Here is a 16,491-nt window from a genome sequence, read left to right as displayed (position 1 = left end):
GTGAACTCCTGAGACCATGTCCACACAGGACATGCGAGGGGCGGGAACGCTGACCTCTCACACGTTAATCGACCCAGGTCCCTGGAGGAGGCGGTTCGCGGTGTCGGATGGCGAGGTTCGCTCACGGCGCACCGTCGTGCGCGGGACCGGACCGCTCGTCGGCGCGCTCGCGCGCGTCCTCGGCGCGGAGCCGGACGGTTCGGTCGAGGCCGGGACGGACGTCGTCGTCGTGCTCGCGGGCGGCACGTTCGCGCCCGTGCCGCCGAGCAGGGTCGCCGAGCACCAGGCGGAGCGGTACACCGCCGTCGACGCGATCGCCGCCGAGGTGGCCCCGCACGCCGACGACGTGCGGGTCGTCGTCGTGAGCAGCGCCGTGACCCTCGGCGCGCGACCTGATGCGACGCCGCTGGGCGACGACGCGCCCGTCGCCGTCGCGCTCGACGGGACGGCCCTGCTGCTCGCGATGGTCGAGGCGCACCTGCGCGAGGCGCTCGACGCGGTGGGCGTGCGCAGCGCGACGCTGCGCACCGCCCCGCTCGTGGGCCCGGGCGTCGACACGATGATCACGCGCCACTTCGAGGCGCCTCGCCTCCTCGCGGTGCGCGGTCACGCGCGCTCGTGGCAGTTCGTCCACGTCGACGACGTCGCGTCGGCCGTCGGCGTGATGCTCGACCAGGACGTGCGCTCGGACCACGTCGTCGGGGCGCCCGGGGCGCTGGCGCTCGCGCACGTGCTGGCGGTGTCGGGGATGCGAGCCGTCGAGCTGCCCGAGTCGACCGCGCTGTCCGTCGCCGAGCGGCTGCACCGCGCGGGCGTCCTGCCTGCGCCTGCCGCGGACCTCGGCTACGTCGTCCACGACTGGACGGTCGAGCCGGCGGGCCTGCTCGCGGTCGGCTGGGAGCCCGCGTGGTCGAACGAGGACTGCCTCGGCGTCGTGCTCGACGACGTGCGCGGCCGCTTCGGCGTCGCCGGCCGACGGGTCGGCGGCCGTGACGCGGCAGCGTTCGGCGCGGTCGGCGCCGCTGTCGCGCTGCTCGGCACCGCTGCGGTGCGGCGCCAGCTTCGGCGCCGCTGACGTCCAGCCGTGAGCCGGGCACCGCAGCGGACCCTCAGGAACGTCGGGGATGATGGGCCCGTGCATGACGACAACCGTCCCGGTCCCGAGCCCCTCGCCGACCCTGGTGCCAGCACCGCCCCTGCGCTCGAGCCTGCGCCCCTGTTGACGCGGCGGGCCGTCGTGCAGTCGGCCGCGGTCGTCGTCGCGGCGGTCGGGCTCGCGATCATGCTTGCCCTGCCGACGTCGTTCGTCGTGCGCATGCCCGGGCCGAGCTTCGACACCCTCGGGGGCGAAGGGGACGACCGCGTCATCGTCATCGAGGACCGCAAGACGTACGAGCCGAGCGGGCAGCTGCGCCTGACGACCGTGTCCGCGCTCGGCAACCCGGAGAGCCGCGTGCCCGTCCTGCGGCTCGTGCGGGCGTGGATCGACCCGGACGAGGGCGTCTACCCGCTCGAGGCCGTGTACCCGAGAGGCGTGACGGTCGACCAGACGACGCAGGTCAACCAGGCGGACATGGTCACGAGCCAGGAGCGGGCGAGCGTCGCGGCGCTGCGCCAGCTCGGCATCGACGTGCCGTCGACACTCACGGTCGTCGAGACCGACCCCACCATGAAGGCCTCGGGGATCCTCGAGGCGGGGGACGTCGTGACGTCTCTCGACGGGATCGGTCTCACGGACTTCGACCACCTGTCGTCGCTCATGGACACCAAGACCCCGGGGGACGAGGTCACGGTCGGGGTGCTGCGCGACGGCGAGCCGCTGGACCTCGCGGTCGAGACCTCCGCGTCGCCCCACGGAGGCGACGACCGCGCCTACCTCGGCGTGAGCCTCGAGATCGACTTCGACATGCCGTTCCCCGTCACCGTCCACATCGACGACGTCGGCGGCCCGAGCGCCGGCATGATGTTCGCGCTCGGGATCATGGACCTGCTCACGCCCGAGGACGAGGCCGGCGGGCAGGTCATCGCGGGCACGGGCACGCTCGAGACGATCGCCGGCGACGTCGGCGAGATCGGCGGCATCACCTACAAGATGCGCGGCGCCCGGGACGAGGGCGCGACCTGGTTCCTCGCCCCGCGCGGGAACTGCGGGGAGGTCGTCGGGAACGTCCCCGACGGCATGACCGTGGCCTCCGTCGAGACGCTCGAGGAGGCGTACGACGCCGTCGTCGCGATCGGCGAGGGCCGCGGAGCGGAGGTCCCCGGCTGCTCCTGAGTCGCGCGTCGCGCGGTCGGCGCCCCGCCAGACGGTGCTGGGTCGCGACGGGCCGCTAGTCCTCGAGCGTCGCGCGCAGCCCTGCCACGAGCCCCGGCACGAGGTCCGGACCCGTCGCGACCTTCGACGCGTCGTCGTGCTTGCGGGTGCGGATCGCGCACCACGACGGGCCGTCGCGCAGCACGCCGACGGCGAGGCGCACGTCCTCGCGCTGCGGGTGCTCCTGCAGGAACGCGAGGGCCTCGTCCGGGTCGGCGGGCATCTGCGCCTCGGCCTCCGGCGGGACCATGACCCGCTCGACGACGATCCCCGCGCCGTGGACGGTCGACGGCCACGTCAGGGACCCGAGCAGCTCCTCGAGCGTGCCCGTCTCGGGCAGGTCCTCCTGCTCGATCGACAGCATGCTCAGCTCGTTCGCCTCGAGCTGGACGAGGAGCTCGGGCATCTGGGTCGCGAGCTCGGGCGTCGTCGCGAGCGCCTCCTTGGTACGGATGATCGCGAAGACGCGCGTCGGGCCGTCCCAGCCGCCCTGCGCGACGTGCGTCTCGATCTCCTGCACCGTGTTCGCGAGGGTCAGCTCCTCGAGCGTGTAGGTGCGCTCGTTCTCGTTCGTCATGGCTCGATTCTCCCAGAGGCCCACGGCGCCGTTGACGAGGGCCACAGGATCGGTTCCCGACCGGTGGAACCGCATGTCGGTGCCGTACGTTGGGCGAGAAGGAACCGTTCCCGACCAGAGGTAGAACCCCGTGTCTTTTGCCAACCCTCCTCGACCGGTGCGTCGCACGAGCGACGAGCGCCGGAAGGTGAGCCCGCTCGGCGTCACCGTCGCCGTCCTGGCGGCCGTCGTCGTCCTCGTGCTCCTCGCTGCCAACTTCTGGACCGAGGTGCTGTGGTTCGACCAGCTCGGCTTCGCGAAGGTGATCTGGACCCAGTGGGGTGCCAAGGCCGCGCTGTTCGCGGTCGGATTCCTCATCATGTCCCTGGTCGTGGGGCTCAACCTGAACCTTGCGTTCCGCAACCGGCCCGTCTATGCGCCGTCGACCCCTGAGCAGGCGACGCTGGACCAGTACCGCGAGGCGATCGAGCCGCTGCGCAAGCTCGTCATGGTCGCCCTGCCCGCCGTGCTCGGCGTGTTCGCGGGACTCGCCGCTGCGGCGCGCTGGGAGGACATCCTCCTGTGGCTCAACGGCGAGTCGTTCGGTGTCGCGGACCCGCAGTGGGGCATCGACCTCTCCTTCTTCGTCTTCACGCTCCCGGCGCTGCGGTTCTTCGTGTCGCTGCTCATGGCGGTGCTGATCGTCTCGCTCGTCGCGTCGCTCGCGATGCACTACCTCTACGGCGGTCTGCGCGCCGGCGCGGTCGCGCCGGGGGAGTCGCGGGCGACGGGCGCCGCACGCGTCCAGCTCTCCGTGCTCGCCGCGGTGTTCATGCTGCTGCTCGCGGCCAACTACTGGCTCGACCGCTATGCGCTGCTCACGACGCAGGGCGAGCGCTTCGCCGGCGCCGGATACGCGGACATCAACTCGGTCGTTCCCGCCAAGGCGATCCTCGCCGGGGTCGCGGTGCTCGTCGCCGTCCTCTTCGTCCTCACCGCGATCCGCGGCAACTGGCGCATCCCCGCGATCGGCGTCGGTCTCATGGTCGTCTCCGCCCTCGCGATCGGCGGGATCTACCCCGCGATCGTCGAGCGGTTCCAGGTGCAGCCGAACGCGCAGGAGCTCGAGGCCGAGTACATCCAGCGCAACATCGACGCGACGCGCCAGGCGTTCGGCATCGACGACGTCGACGAGCAGGAGTACGACGCGAAGACGACCGCGACCGCGGGCGCGCTGCGCGAGGACTCCGAGACGACGGCGTCGATCCGTCTGCTCGACCCGTCGATCGTCAGCCCGTCGTTCAAGCAGCTCCAGCAGAACAAGCAGTACTACGACTTCGCTGACACGCTCTCGGTCGACCGGTACGACATCGACGGCGAGAAGCGCGACACCGTGATCGCGGTGCGCGAGCTGAACCTCGCGGGTGTCGGCGCGGACCAGCGGAACTGGGTCAACGACCATCTCGTCTACACGCACGGCTACGGCGTCGCGGCGGCGTTCGGCAACTCGACGACGTCGGACGGTCAGCCGAGCTTCTTCGAGGGCGGCATCCCGTCCGTCGGTGAGCTCGACGAGTACGAGCCGCGCATCTACTTCGGTCAGATGTCGCCCGACTACTCGATCGTCGGTGCGCCCGAGGGTACGGAGCCGTGGGAGCTCGACTACCCGGACACGGCGAGCGGCCAGGTGCTGACGACGTTCCCGACGCACGAGGTCGCGATCGGCCCGTCGGTCGGCTCCTTCATGAACAAGGTGCTGTACTCGATCAAGTTCGGCGAGGAGCAGATCCTCTTCTCGGACCGCGTCAACGAGGCGTCGCAGATCATCTACGACCGTGACCCGCGCACGCGCGTGCAGAAGGTCGCGCCGTACCTGACTCTCGACGGCCGCGTGTACCCGGCTGTCGTCGACGGGCGGGTCAAGTGGATCGTCGACGGCTACACGACGACGAACAACTACCCGTACTCGGCGTCTGCCTCGCTCGACGATGCGACGAACGACTCGCTGACCGCACGTTCCGCGGTCGCACAGCTCGCCCCGAAGCGCGTCAACTACATCCGCAACTCGGTCAAGGCGACCGTCGACGCGTACGACGGCACCGTGACGCTGTACGCGTGGGACGCCGAGGACCCGATCCTCAAGGCGTGGTCGAAGATCTTCCCTGCGGCGGTCACGCCGCTCGAGGAGATCTCCGGCGATCTGATGAGCCACATCCGGTACCCGGAGGGCCTGTTCAAGGTGCAGCGCTCACTGCTCGCCGCGTACCACGTGACGTCCCCGGCGGTGTTCTTCTCGGGGCAGGACCTCTGGAAGAACCCGGTCGAGCCGACCGCTACGGGCACGACGAGCGCCGCGCTGCAGCCGCCCTATTACCTGTCGCTTCAGATGCCCGACCAGACGTCGCCGGCGTTCTCGCTCATGTCCACGTTCATCCCGGGCGGTAACTCCGACAGGCAGATCCTCACGGGCTACCTCGCGGTCGACTCGGAGGCGGGGGACCAGGCGGGCAAGCCTGCCGAGGGCTACGGCAAGCTCCGGCTGCTGACCCTGCCGAAGGACTCGACCGTGCCCGCGCCCGGGCAGGTGCAGAACACGTTCAACTCCGACCCGACCATCTCGGAGCAGCTCAACATCCTCAAGAGCGGTAACTCGACGGTCATCAACGGCAACCTGCTCACGGTGCCGGTCGGTGGCGGCCTGCTCTACGTGCAGCCGGTGTACGTCCAGTCGTCCGGCGGCACGAAGCTCCCGCTCCTGCGCAAGGTCCTCGTGTCGTTCGGCGACAAGGTCGGCTACGCCGACACGCTCGGCGAGGCGCTCGACCAGGTGTTCAGCGGTGACTCGGGCGTCGACCTCGACGACCAGGTGATCGACACGGACGTGCCGACCGCCCCGGTCCCGCCGACGGACGACGAGACGCCGCCCGCGACGGAGACGCCCACACCGACGGACACCCCGACGGCGACGCCCACGCAGCCGACGACGCCCACCACGCCGCCCGCGGCGGGCACCCCGCGCGAGCAGCTCGACGCCGCTCTGCAGGCGGCGAGCCAGGCGATGAAGGACAGCGAGGCCGCGCTCAGCGAGGGCGACTTCGCGAAGTACGGCGAGGCGCAGAAGCGCCTCAACGAGGCGCTGCAGAAGGCGCTCGAGGCTGAGGGTGCGTTGGACTGACGCTCCCGGTGAAGCAACCAGGTCGGCGGCTCGGGAGCACCTCCCGGGCCGCCGATTTGGTTGCTGGCGCGTAGTTCCGTACAGTTGAAGGACCGACGCGGGGTGGAGCAGCTCGGTAGCTCGCTGGGCTCATAACCCAGAGGTCGCAGGTTCAAATCCTGCCCCCGCTACGAACGGAGTCGAGACTCCGCCTGTGGCCCCTACATTCGTGGGGGCCACAGCTGTTTCTGGCGCGTGCGATCGACCGGAGACAGGGTGTGAGGGGGCTGACACCGCATTCAGGTTGGTGTTCGCCCAGGAACCACGTAGGGTGGTGGTTACCGACGCGGGGTGGAGCAGCTCGGTAGCTCGCTGGGCTCATAACCCAGAGGTCGCAGGTTCAAATCCTGCCCCCGCTACGAGAGAAGGGCCTGTGATCACCGATCACAGGCCCTTCGGCATTCTGGGGCACTCTGTGCCTCCGCGATGCGCAACGGCTAGCGTCGACCCATGCACGTCATCCTCATCCCTGGCTTCTGGCTCGACGCGAGCTCCTGGTCCGTCGTCACCGAGGCGCTCGAGAACGCCGGTCACGTCGCTCGCTCCCTGACCCTGCCCGGGCTCGAGTCGGTCGATGCCGACCGCAGCGGCATCGGCCTCGCCGACCACGTCGCCGCCGTCGTCCAGGAGATCGACGCCGCGGGGCAGCCAGTCGTGCTCGTCGGCCACTCGGGCGGCAGCGCCATCGCGCACGCCGCCGCCGACGCGCGTCCCCACGCCGTGGCGCGCGTCATCCACGTCGACGCCGGCCCGCTCGGCGACGGTGACGCGATCAACGACCAGCTGCCCGCCGTCGGTGACGACGTCCCCCTCCCGCCGTGGGACCTGTTCGACGACGAGGACCTCGTCGACCTCGACGACCAGCTCCGCGCCGACTTCCGCGCCCGAGCGATCCCGCAGCCGCGCGGCGTCGCGCAGGACCCGCAGGTGCTCCGCGACGAGCGCCGCTTCGACGTGCCCACGACGATCGTCGCGTGCGAGTTCCCGAGCTCGATGCTCCTCGGCCTCGTCGCGCACGGTCACCCGGCCGTCGCGGAGCTCGCGCGCATGAGGGACGTCCAGTACGTCGACCTGCCCACCGGGCACTGGCCGCAGATGACACGACCGCACGACCTCGCGCGGCTCGTCGTCGAGGCGGTCGACGCGACCTGACGCCCGCGCCTCGCCTCAGACCCCGGAGGCTGGGCGGCCTCGACGCGACGTCGCTCGCGGAGGACGCCGACCTCGTCGTAGGGCTGCACCGGATGATGCGGGACCGCGGCGAGCCGTTCCGTGTCGTGTTCAGCCCTGAGCCTGTCTGCTGGACAGAGGTGCCCGGCACGACCAAGGTGCTGCGCCGGCAGCGCGAGCGCTGGTCGCAGGGGCTCGGCGAGCTGCTGTGGAAGTACCGGCAGATGATCGGACGCCCGAGGTACGGGGTCCTCGGCGTCATCACGATGCCGTACTTCGTGCTCTTCGAGCTGATCGGTCCCTTCGTCGAGCTGCTGGGCATCGCGGTCGTGGCGCTCGGGCTCGTGACGGGCACCCTGCCGTGGTCGCTCCTGTGGATGTACGTCGGAGCGTCCGTGCTCCTCGCGACGCTCGGCTCCCTCGCCGCGATGCTCGTCGAGGAGGTGTCGTTCGCGCGGTACCCGCGCACGCGCGACGTCGCGGCCCTGCTGTGGGCGGCGGTCGCGGAGCCGTTCTGGTTCCACTTCGTGCACTCGTGGTGGCGCGCGGTCGGGGTGCTCCGGGCGCTGCGCCGCAAGGAGTCCGAGTGGGGCGAGATGACCCGCGCGGGCTTCACGCAGGCCTGAGGGCCGCCCGTCGGACGGTTCCCGGCGGCTCGGACGGCCTCGGCTACCATCCCAGGCGTGGTCCACGTCCAGATCCCCGGCTCCAAGTCCATCACCGCGCGCGCCCTGCTCCTCGCAGCCGCCGCGGGCGGCCAGACCACGCTGGTCGACCCCCTGCTCTCCGACGACACCGAGGCGTTCGTCGAGGGCTTGCGCGCCCTCGGGTACGTCGTCGAGCAGGGGACCCGCACGACCGGTGACGTGACGAGCAGCGTGTGGACGATCCACGGCTCGGCGACCGGCCCGCAGGTCGACGACGTGTCGGTGTTCTGCCGCGACGGCGCGACGACCGCGCGCTTCCTGCCCGCCCTCGCGACGACCGGCTCCGGGACCTTCCGCTTCGACGCGTCCGACCAGATGCGACGCCGCCCGATGGCGCCCCTGACGGACGCGCTCGCCGACCTGGGCGCACGGCTCGAGTTCCCCGGTGAGCCCGACCACCACCCCGTGACCGTCACCGGCACGGGCGCCCTGCCCGGCGGCACGGTCACGCTCGACGCCGGCACGTCGTCGCAGTTCCTCACGGCCCTCCTGCTCGTCGCGCCGCTCGCGCGAGACGGCATGACGATCGAGGTCACCGACCTCGTGTCCGTCCCGTACGTGCGCATCACGACCGAGATGATGCGGGCCTTCGGGGTCGACGTCGAGGTCGACGGGCGCACGTACCGCGTCCGTCCGCAGCCGTACGTCGCACGCGAGTACGCGATCGAGCCGGACGCGTCGTCCGCCAGCTACTTCTTCGCGGCCGCCGCCCTGCTCGGTGAGAGCATCACCGTGCCGCACCTCGGCGCGGGAGCCCTCCAGGGCGACCTCGCGTTCGTCGACGTGCTCGAGCAGATGGGCGCGCGCGTCGAGAAGACCGAGACCGCGACGACCGTCACGGGCACCGGGACCCTGCGGGGCCTCACCGTCAACATGCGCGACATCTCCGACACGATGCCCACCCTCGCCGCGATCGCGCCCTTCGCCGACGGACCCGTGCGCATCGAGGACGTCTACAACACGCGCGTCAAGGAGTGCGACCGCCTCGAGGCGTGCGCCTCGAACCTGCGGCGCGCCGGCATCCACGTCGAGACGGGCCACGACTGGATCGAGATCCACCCGGGCACGTACCAGCCGGTGCACGTCGAGACGTTCCGCGACCACCGCATCGCCATGGCGTTCTCGATCGCGGGGCTCAAGGTCGACGGCATCACGCTCGACGACCCGGCGTGCGTCAAGAAGACCTTCCCGACGTTCCACGACGTCCTCGCGGACACGGTCGCGCGCCTGCGCGGCTGACGCGCGGTAGCGCAGGTGCGGCTGACGCGGACGGCGCTCTGGCTCAGGCGCGGGCCGGGCGGCGGTCCGCGGCCCGTAGGAACAGCTTGCGCAGCTCGGTGACCCACAGGACGGCGCTCGCGAGCGCGACGCACACGAGCCACTGCGTGCCCGTGAGCGGGACCGTGCCGAACGCCTCGCCGAGCGCGGGCACGTGCACGACGAGGACCTGCAGCACGACGGCGAGGATCGTCGCTCCCCACAGCCAACGGTTCGCGAGCAGGCCGTGGAACGCGGAGACCGTCTCGGAGCGCGCGGCGAACGCGTTGAAGAGCTGAGCGAGCACGAGCACCGTGAACGCGGCCGTGCGCGCCGCGTCGAGCGTGCCAGCCCCGGCGACGGCGCCGGAGGCCTCGACGAGGCCGCCGGGCAGGACCAGGTCGATCGCGAGCAGCGACACGGCGCCCATGACAGCGCCGACCACGAGGACGTCGCGCCACATGCGTCCGTCGATCACGCGCTCGTCACGGCGCCTCGGGCGGCGCGCCATCATGTCCTCGGTCGCCGGGTCCACGCCCATCGCGAGCGCGGGGCCGGTGTCCGTGAGCAGGTTGATCCAGAGGATCTGGGTCGCGAGCAGCGGCAGGACGAGCGTCCCGTCGTCGCTCGCGAGCCCGATGACCCCCGCGAGGACGACCCCGAAGAAGACGGTCGCGACCTCGCCCATGTTCGACGACAGCAGGAACCGCAGGAACTTGCGGATGTTGTCGAAGATCCCGCGCCCCTCGCGGACGGCGTCGACGATCGTCGCGAAGTTGTCGTCGGCGAGGATCATCGTCGCGGACTGCTTCGACACCTCGGTCCCGGTGATGCCCATCGCGACGCCGATGTCCGCGGACTTGAGGGCGGGCGCGTCGTTGACGCCGTCGCCGGTCATGGCGACGGTCTCGCCGTCGGCCTGGAGCAGGTCGACGATCTCGATCTTGTGCCGGGGCGCGACGCGCGCGTAGACGGACACGTCTCGCACGGCCTGCGCCTCGGCGTCGGGCCCCCGAGCGGCGACCTCGTCGAGCTCTGTCCCCGTGAGCGTGCGCGCGCCCGGCTCGACGATGCCGAGGTCGCCGGCGATGCGGCCCGCGGTGCGCGGGTGGTCGCCCGTGATCATGACGACACGTATACCGGCGCGGTGCGCCTCGGCGATCGCGGTCGCGGCCTCGGGCCGCGGCGGGTCGATGATGCCGACCGTGCCGACGTAGACGAGCTCGCGCTCGAGCGCGGCGAGCGCGCCGTCGTCGAGGTCGGCGGGGAGCTCGCGCAGCGGGCGGTACGCGACCGCGAGCGTCCGCAGCGCCATGTCGGAGAGCCGGTCGACCTCCGCGAGCACACGCTCGCGTGCCGCATCGTCGAGGGGGACGACGGAGCCGCCCACGCGCTGGTGCGTGCAGCGGCCGAGGAGGACGTCGGGCGCGCCCTTCGTGACGAGCGCGTGGTCCGCCGCCTCGGGCGCGGAGTCCGCCTCGAGCGTCGACATGAGCTTGCGCTCCGACGTGAACGGCACGGTGCCGCGGCGCTCGAAGCGCGCGGCGCGGGACTCGGTCGTGCCGAGCTTGCGCTCGGCGACGTGGAACGCGACCTCGGTGGGGTCCCCCTGCGCGACCCAGCGGTCGCCGTCGCGACGCAGCGAGGAGTCGTTCGCGAGGGAGCCGCCACCGAGGACGATCGCGACCTCGCGGAACAGGTCGGGGCGCGTCTCGGGGGTCAGCGGCGCATCGTCGTCGACGACGCGGACCTGCCCCTCGGGCGAGTATCCCTCGCCGGTGAGAACGACCTCGCCCGACGCGGTGACGACCCGTTCGACGGTCATCTCCGAGCGGGTGAGCGTCCCGGTCTTGTCCGAGCAGATCACGGTCGCCGAGCCGAGGGTCTCGACGGACGACAGCTTCTTGACGATCGCACCGCGCCTCGCGAGCCGCTGCACGCCGAGCGCGAGCACGACCGAGAGGATCGCCGGCAGCCCCTCGGGCACGGCGGCGACCGCGAGCGAGACGCCGAGGAGCAGGACGGTCACGAGCCCGTCGAGGGTGCGGACGTGCGACGTCACGAGGATCGTCGCGACGACGACCACCGCGATGACGACGACCACCGTGCCGAGCATCTTGCCGACGCCGGAGATCTCGCGCTGCAGCGGCGTGGGCTCTTCGACGGTCGTCGCGAGCAGGTCGGCGACATGGCCCATCTCGGTGCGCATGCCGGTCGCCGTGACCACCGCGCGCCCCGACCCCTGCGCGACCGCGGTCCCCGAGAACACGAGGCACAGCCGGTCGCCGAGCGAGGTCGGGGCGGGCAGGGGCGCGGGGTCCTTGAGCACGGGCTCGCTCTCGCCGGTCAGCGAGGCCTCGGCGACGCGCAGCGCGGCCGCTGACACGAGGCGAGCGTCCGCCGCGACCGTGTCGCCCTCGCCGAGCACGAGCAGGTCGCCGACGACGACCTCGGAGGCGGGGACGGAGCGGGGCTCGCCGTCGCGCACGACGGTCGCGTGAGCGGCGCTCATGTCGGCGAGCGCGGCCACCGCGGCCTCGGCGCGCGCCTCCTGCGCGTAGCCGAGCAGTGCGTTCGCCGCGACGATGACGGCGATGACGATCACCTCGAACGGCGCGCCGTGCGCGCCCTCGACGACCCACGCGACGAATGACACGGCGATCGCGACGAGCAGGAGCACGACGAGCGGGTCCCGCAGCTGGGCGAGCACCTTGCGCCACGCGGGGATGCGCTCCGGTGGCTCGAGCTCGTTCGCGCCGTCGCGCTCCAGCCGCGCAGCCGCCTCGGCGGACGACAGGCCGCTGGCGAGGTCGGTGCCGAGGCGGCGCGCGACGTCGCGCGCGTCGAGGACGGAGGCGTCCGGGATCTCGGTGGTCGAGGGCTCGGGGCTCATGCGTCCAGTGTCTCGCCCCGGCGAGCAGGGCGCGCGGGTCGGACGACCCGCGCTGCCGCAGCGGAGCGGGTGGCGGGCGCGGTCTGGCGGCGGTGCGGGGAGCCGAGGCCCAGGGCTACGCTGAATCATGGCCCGCTACTTCGACGTGCATCCCCGTGACCCGCAGGCGCGGTCGATCGCGCAGGTCGTCGCGCTCCTCCAGGACGACGCCGTGATCGCGTACCCGACTGACTCCTGCTACGCGCTCGGTTCCCGCATCGGCAACCATGCCGGTGCCGACCGGATCCGCAAGATCCGTGGCCTCGGCCCGGACCATCACTTCACCCTCGTGTGCGCGGACTTCGCGCAGCTCGGGCAGTTCGTCCACGTGGACAACCGGGCGTTCCGCGCGGTCAAGGCAGCGACCCCCGGCCCGTACACGTTCATCCTCCCGGCGACGAAGGAGGTGCCGCGCCGTCTCGCGCACCCGCGCAAGAAGACCGTGGGCGTGCGCATCCCGAGCCACCCGGTCGTGCGTGCGCTGCTGAGCGCGCTCGGCGAGCCGATCCTGAGCTCGACGCTCATCCTCCCGGGCGAGGAGACGCCGATGACCGAGGGGTGGCGGATCAAGGACGAGCTCGACATGGTGCTCGACGCGATCATCGACGACGGTGAGGAGTGCGGCACCGAGCCGACGACGGTCGTCGACTTCTCGGACGGCGACCCGGTTGTGGCGCGGGTGGGCGCGGGGGACCCGTCGCGCTTCGAGTAGCACCCGGGACTTGAGTCCCAGGAGGTAAGGCTTACCTCAGCGTTACGTTCGGCGCATGGACCTCGTGGACCTTCCCGTCGGAGCGACGGCGCGCATCGCCTCGGTCGACGTCGGCGCGGACGCCGACGTGACCTTCCGGCTGGGCGAGCTCGGGCTGCGTCCGGGCGCGACGGTCCGCGTGCTCAACCGGGCCGCCTTCGGCGGTCGCGTGCTCGCGCTGGGCACCCCGGGAGCGAGCGCATCGCGCGGTGCGATGACCGGCATGCGGCTCGGCGTCGACGGGCCCACCGTCCGCGCGATCCGCGTGCACCTCCCCGCCGAGGCCTGATGACCTGCCACGAGCCAGCGGGAGCGCCGCAGGCGCGGACCCTCGACCTCCCGACGGTCCTCCTCGTCGGTAACCCGAACGTCGGCAAGTCGACGCTCTTCAACCTCCTCACCGGTGCACGTCAGCACGTCATGAACGCCCCCGGCACGACAGTCGAGTTGCGTCGCGGCACGTGGAGCGCCGAGGACCGCCCGGTGCGGCTGACCGACCTGCCCGGTACCTACTCGCTCCTCGCGCGGTCGCCCGATGAGGAGGTCACCGCGGCCGCCGTCGCCGACGTCGGGCCCGACCGTGCCGACGTCGTCGTCGTGCTTGTCGACGCGTCCGCCCTGCCACGCTCGCTGTACCTGCTCGCTCAGGTCGCGGAGCGACGCGTGCCGGTCGTCGTGGCCGTGACGATGAACGACGTCGCCGCGCGCGCAGGCGCGCCCGTCCCCGCCGACGCGCTCGCGGAGACGTTGGGCGTGCCAGTCGTCGCGATCGACCCGCGCCGCGGACGCGGAGGAGAGGCGCTCGCCCGCGAGGTGCGACGCGTGCTCGACGGCGCGGCCACCGACGGCCCGACGGATACGTCGAGCACCACGTCCCTCGCGGCGCTCGTCGCGCGCACGGCCCCCAACCACGCCGAGCCCCGGCAGCCGGTCTCGCTCGAGGCCGAGCTCGCGCACGCCGACGTGCTCTTCGCCTGGGTCGACGAGGTGCAGCGTGCGGTCGTCGGCGTCCCGGAGACGGCCCGCCCGAGCGTCACCGACCGCGTCGACCGGTGGCTCCTGCAGCCGTGGGTCGGCCTGCCCGTCCTGCTCGTGGTCATGTGGCTCGCGTTCCAGGTCGCGACGTCGGTCGCCGCGCCCCTCATGGGCCTCGTCGACCGTGCGGTGGGCGGCTGGTTCGCAGGGCTCCTCGCCGACGTGATGCCAGGCCCGGCATGGCTCGAGGGTCTCGTCGTCGACGGCCTCGTCGCGGGCCTCGGCACGGTCCTGTCGTTCGCGCCGCTCATGGGGATGATGTTCGTCGGCGTCGCGCTGCTCGAGGACTCAGGCTACCTCGCCCGGGCCGCGTTCGTCGCCGACCGTGTGATGCGCGCGATCGGTCTCGACGGCCGTGCGGTGCTGCCGCTCGTCGTCGGGTTCGGGTGCAACCTGTCGGCGCTCGCCGCGACCCGCACGCTCCCGGACGCCCGGCAGCGCACGCTCACGGCGTTCCTCGTGCCGTACACGTCGTGCGCGGCGCGGCTGACCGTGTACGTGCTTCTCGCGGGGGCGTTCTTCCCCGACCATGCAGGCACGGTCGTGCTCGCGATGTACGTCGTGTCGGTGCTCATGGTCGTCGTGGTGGGCCTCGTGCTGCGCCGCACGGTCTTCCGGGACCTCGGCCGCGAGCCGCTCGTGATCGCGCTGCCCGCCTACCAGCGGCCGCGCCTGCGGGCGCTCCTGCTGTCCGCGGGCAAGCGGGTCGAGGCGTTCGTGCGCAAGGCGGGGACGATCATCGTCCTGACCCTCACGGTCGTGTGGCTCCTGCAGGCCGTCCCGGTCACGGGCGAGCACCAGGTCGCGGACGTCCCGGTGGGGGACAGCGCGTACGGCTGGGCGGCGCAGGCCGCAGCGCCGGTGTTCGGGCCGGCCGGCTTCGGCGACTGGCACGCGACGGCGGCGCTCGCGACGGGCTTCGTCGCGAAGGAGGTCGTCGTCGGGGCGTTCGCACAGTCGTTCGCGGTCGACGAGCCGCAGGACCCGGCGGACGGCGGGAGCCTCGCGGAGCGCCTGCGGGCGTCCTTCGACGAGAGCTCCGGTGGCCACGGCGGTGTCGCCGCGATCGCGTTCCTCGTCTTCGTGCTGACGTACACGCCGTGCCTCGCGACTGTCGCTGAGCAGGCCCGCCTGCTGGGCGCGCGCCGCACGGCGGTCGCGGTCGCGATCCAGCTCGTCACGGCGTGGTTCCTCGCCGTCGCGGTGTTCCAGGTCGGGAGACTGTGGTGGTGAGGCACGGTCAGGGTTTCGTCGCCGACGTGGTGGCGCGGGCGGGGGAGGGAGCGACGTCGAGGCGGATCGCCGCGGACCTGGGTGTGGACTCGGGGGCGGTCGACGCGGCGCTCGACCTCGCTCGCAGGTTGGGCCTGGTGGTCACGCCCAGCCAGGCGGTCGGGGGCGGGTGCGGCTCGTGCCCGACGGCGTCGTCGTCGCTCGCGGCGATCGCGTGCGCGGGGTGCCCGTTCGCGTCGTGAGGTGGTCGGGCGGTCAGGTGCGTCGCGCGGCGTGCCGCGCGACGCACTCGCGGATGGTCTCGGTCATCGCGGCGGGCACGTCGTCGTCCTCGTAGCCGAGGACGTCCTGCGTCAGGCGCGTCGGGGTGCACGCGTACCGGTCCTGGAACCGCACCGCGTCGGCCATGTGGATGCCGTGCTCCTTGCCCATCGAGGCGGTAGCGCTGTCGTAACGCTCCATGCTCGCGAGCTGCGGCTCGAGCGGCGCGACGACGACGTCGCCCGGCGAGCGCCCGAGCTCGCGGCAGATGACGCGGTGCAGCTCGGCGTACGACAGGTCGTAGCCGTTGATCGCGTAGCGTCCGCCGTGGACGCCTCGCTCGATCGCGCCGACCGTCGCCTGCGCGACCTGGCGCACGGTCACGGACGACGTCGAGCCGCCCTGCACGACGACGTCGCCCTTCTGCGCCGCGACACGGTCGACGAACACCTGCCACAGCGAGGTGCGGCCCGGCGTCGTGCCGAAAACGTAGGGCAGGCGCAGGACCGAGACGGTCATCGCGCCCTCGCCCTCGAGCACCGCGACCTCCTCCTGGACGAAGCGCGTGCGAGGGTAGCCGTTGCGCGTGCGGAAGCCCAGCTCGGGCCACATCTCGCCCCACTCGACCGTGTGCGAGCCGAACAGGACGAAGCGTGCGACGCGCGTGGCACGCGCGACGCGGACGACGCGCTGCACCGGCCGGACGTTGACCTCGTAGAAGAAGTGCGCGGCGGGGCTGTCCGGGACGACGCGGTCGTCGAAGCCGGCCGCGTACACGACCGCGTGCTTGCCGACGAGCAGGTTCGCGAGCTCGCCGTCGGACATGGCGTTGAGGTCCTCGAGGACGAGCTCGACGCCCGCGGGGAGGAGGTGCGCGGCGCCCGGCTCCGGCAGGGCGAGGCCCGTGACGGCGTACCCGCGCCGGTGGAGCTCGAGGGTCGCGTGGTAGCCGAGCGTGCCCGTGGCACCCACGACCAGGACCTCCTGCACGGTTCTCCTCCCGCGTCCGGCGACTGTTCCTGCACGCCAGTCTTGCGGTCGCGGGTCGGCATTCCGCGGGC

13 protein-coding genes and 2 tRNA genes are annotated in these 16,491 nt (G+C 72.2%); 12 read left to right on the top strand and 3 right to left on the bottom strand.

Annotated features, from left to right (window positions below):
• Nucleotides 1–100 precede the first annotated feature (100 nt).
• Both ATL41_RS04595 and ATL41_RS04590 read left to right on the top strand, forming a co-directional pair.
• Nucleotides 101–1,075 (top strand): NAD-dependent epimerase/dehydratase family protein, encoded by a 975-nt coding sequence (locus tag ATL41_RS04595; protein WP_098457416.1) that lies wholly within the window; start codon nt 101–103, stop codon nt 1,073–1,075.
• A gap of 60 nt (nt 1,076–1,135) precedes the next feature.
• Nucleotides 1,136–2,275, top strand: coding sequence for a YlbL family protein (locus ATL41_RS04590; protein WP_245854627.1), 1,140 nt, complete (start codon nt 1,136–1,138; stop codon nt 2,273–2,275).
• A gap of 55 nt (nt 2,276–2,330) precedes the next feature.
• On the opposite strand, the gene ATL41_RS04585 is transcribed toward ATL41_RS04590, so the two are convergent.
• Nucleotides 2,331–2,891, bottom strand: coding sequence for a PPA1309 family protein (locus tag ATL41_RS04585; protein ID WP_098457415.1), 561 nt, complete (start codon nt 2,889–2,891; stop codon nt 2,331–2,333).
• Between the two features lie 130 nt (nt 2,892–3,021).
• Here ATL41_RS04585 and ATL41_RS04580 point away from each other — a divergent pair, with 130 nt between their 5' ends.
• The 6 genes from ATL41_RS04580 to aroA all read left to right on the top strand — a co-directional run bounded on the left by ATL41_RS04580 (nt 3,022) and on the right by aroA (nt 9,200).
• Nucleotides 3,022–6,045, top strand: coding sequence for a UPF0182 family membrane protein (locus ATL41_RS04580; protein WP_098457414.1), 3,024 nt, complete (start codon nt 3,022–3,024; stop codon nt 6,043–6,045).
• 96 nt (nt 6,046–6,141) lie between these two features.
• Nucleotides 6,142–6,215, top strand: a tRNA-Met gene (locus ATL41_RS04575).
• Nucleotides 6,216–6,369: 154 nt separating this feature from the next.
• Nucleotides 6,370–6,443, top strand: a tRNA-Met gene (locus ATL41_RS04570).
• A gap of 91 nt (nt 6,444–6,534) precedes the next feature.
• Nucleotides 6,535–7,236 (top strand): alpha/beta fold hydrolase, encoded by a 702-nt coding sequence (locus ATL41_RS04565; protein ID WP_098457413.1) that lies wholly within the window; start codon nt 6,535–6,537, stop codon nt 7,234–7,236.
• Nucleotides 7,170–7,880: a glycosyltransferase family 2 protein gene (locus ATL41_RS04560; RefSeq protein ID WP_245854894.1), complete on the top strand. Its 711-nt coding sequence runs from the start codon at nt 7,170–7,172 to the stop codon at nt 7,878–7,880. The genes ATL41_RS04565 and ATL41_RS04560 overlap by 67 nt, the downstream gene beginning before the upstream one ends.
• Nucleotides 7,881–7,937: 57 nt before the next feature.
• Nucleotides 7,938–9,200: a 3-phosphoshikimate 1-carboxyvinyltransferase gene (gene aroA, locus ATL41_RS04555; RefSeq protein WP_098457411.1), complete on the top strand. Its 1,263-nt coding sequence runs from the start codon at nt 7,938–7,940 to the stop codon at nt 9,198–9,200.
• Nucleotides 9,201–9,243: 43 nt separating this feature from the next.
• On the opposite strand, the gene ATL41_RS04550 is transcribed toward aroA, so the two are convergent.
• Entirely contained in the window at nt 9,244–12,111 is a 2,868-nt protein-coding gene (locus tag ATL41_RS04550) for a cation-translocating P-type ATPase (protein ID WP_098457410.1), read from the bottom strand.
• A 127-nt stretch (nt 12,112–12,238) separates the two neighbouring features.
• Here ATL41_RS04550 and ATL41_RS04545 point away from each other — a divergent pair, with 127 nt between their 5' ends.
• From ATL41_RS04545 to ATL41_RS04530, 4 genes are read left to right on the top strand one after another with little or no spacing between them, the layout of a single operon-like run.
• Nucleotides 12,239–12,862 carry an L-threonylcarbamoyladenylate synthase gene (locus ATL41_RS04545; RefSeq protein WP_098457409.1) on the top strand — a complete coding sequence of 208 codons (624 nt, stop codon included), beginning with the start codon at nt 12,239–12,241 and terminating at the stop codon, nt 12,860–12,862.
• A 55-nt stretch (nt 12,863–12,917) separates the two neighbouring features.
• Nucleotides 12,918–13,190, top strand: coding sequence for a FeoA family protein (locus tag ATL41_RS04540; RefSeq protein WP_098457408.1), 273 nt, complete (start codon nt 12,918–12,920; stop codon nt 13,188–13,190).
• Complete coding sequence (gene feoB, locus ATL41_RS04535) at nt 13,190–15,169, top strand: ferrous iron transport protein B (RefSeq protein ID WP_098457407.1); 1,980 nt, start codon at nt 13,190–13,192, stop codon at nt 15,167–15,169. Before ATL41_RS04540 ends, feoB begins: the two co-directional genes overlap by 1 nt.
• The gene (locus tag ATL41_RS04530; RefSeq protein WP_143556568.1) at nt 15,166–15,411 is read left to right on the top strand and encodes a hypothetical protein; all 246 of its coding nucleotides are present in this window, start codon (nt 15,166–15,168) and stop codon (nt 15,409–15,411) included. The genes feoB and ATL41_RS04530 overlap by 4 nt, the downstream gene beginning before the upstream one ends.
• Nucleotides 15,412–15,424: 13 nt before the next feature.
• Here ATL41_RS04530 and ATL41_RS04525 read toward each other — a convergent pair whose 3' ends face one another.
• Nucleotides 15,425–16,420, bottom strand: coding sequence for an NAD-dependent epimerase/dehydratase family protein (locus tag ATL41_RS04525; RefSeq protein WP_169924495.1), 996 nt, complete (start codon nt 16,418–16,420; stop codon nt 15,425–15,427).
• Nucleotides 16,421–16,491: the final 71 nt, after the last annotated feature.

Source organism: Flavimobilis soli (assembly GCF_002564025.1).
In the GTDB taxonomy this organism is placed as follows: domain Bacteria; phylum Actinomycetota; class Actinomycetes; order Actinomycetales; family Cellulomonadaceae; genus Flavimobilis; species Flavimobilis soli.
This window is presented reverse-complemented; position numbering and strand designations above follow the sequence as displayed.

Excerpts from the sequence above, each read along its gene's own strand:
- ATL41_RS04585 (WP_098457415.1), bottom strand. The coding sequence starts at position 2,891 with ATGACGAACGAGAACGAGCGCACCTACACGCTCGAGGAGCTGACCCTC.
- ATL41_RS04565 (WP_098457413.1), top strand. The coding sequence starts at position 6,535 with ATGCACGTCATCCTCATCCCTGGCTTCTGGCTCGACGCGAGCTCCTGG.
- ATL41_RS04550 (WP_098457410.1), bottom strand. The coding sequence starts at position 12,111 with ATGAGCCCCGAGCCCTCGACCACCGAGATCCCGGACGCCTCCGTCCTC.
- ATL41_RS04545 (WP_098457409.1), top strand. The coding sequence starts at position 12,239 with ATGGCCCGCTACTTCGACGTGCATCCCCGTGACCCGCAGGCGCGGTCG.
- ATL41_RS04540 (WP_098457408.1), top strand. The coding sequence starts at position 12,918 with ATGGACCTCGTGGACCTTCCCGTCGGAGCGACGGCGCGCATCGCCTCG.
- feoB (WP_098457407.1), top strand. The coding sequence starts at position 13,190 with ATGACCTGCCACGAGCCAGCGGGAGCGCCGCAGGCGCGGACCCTCGAC.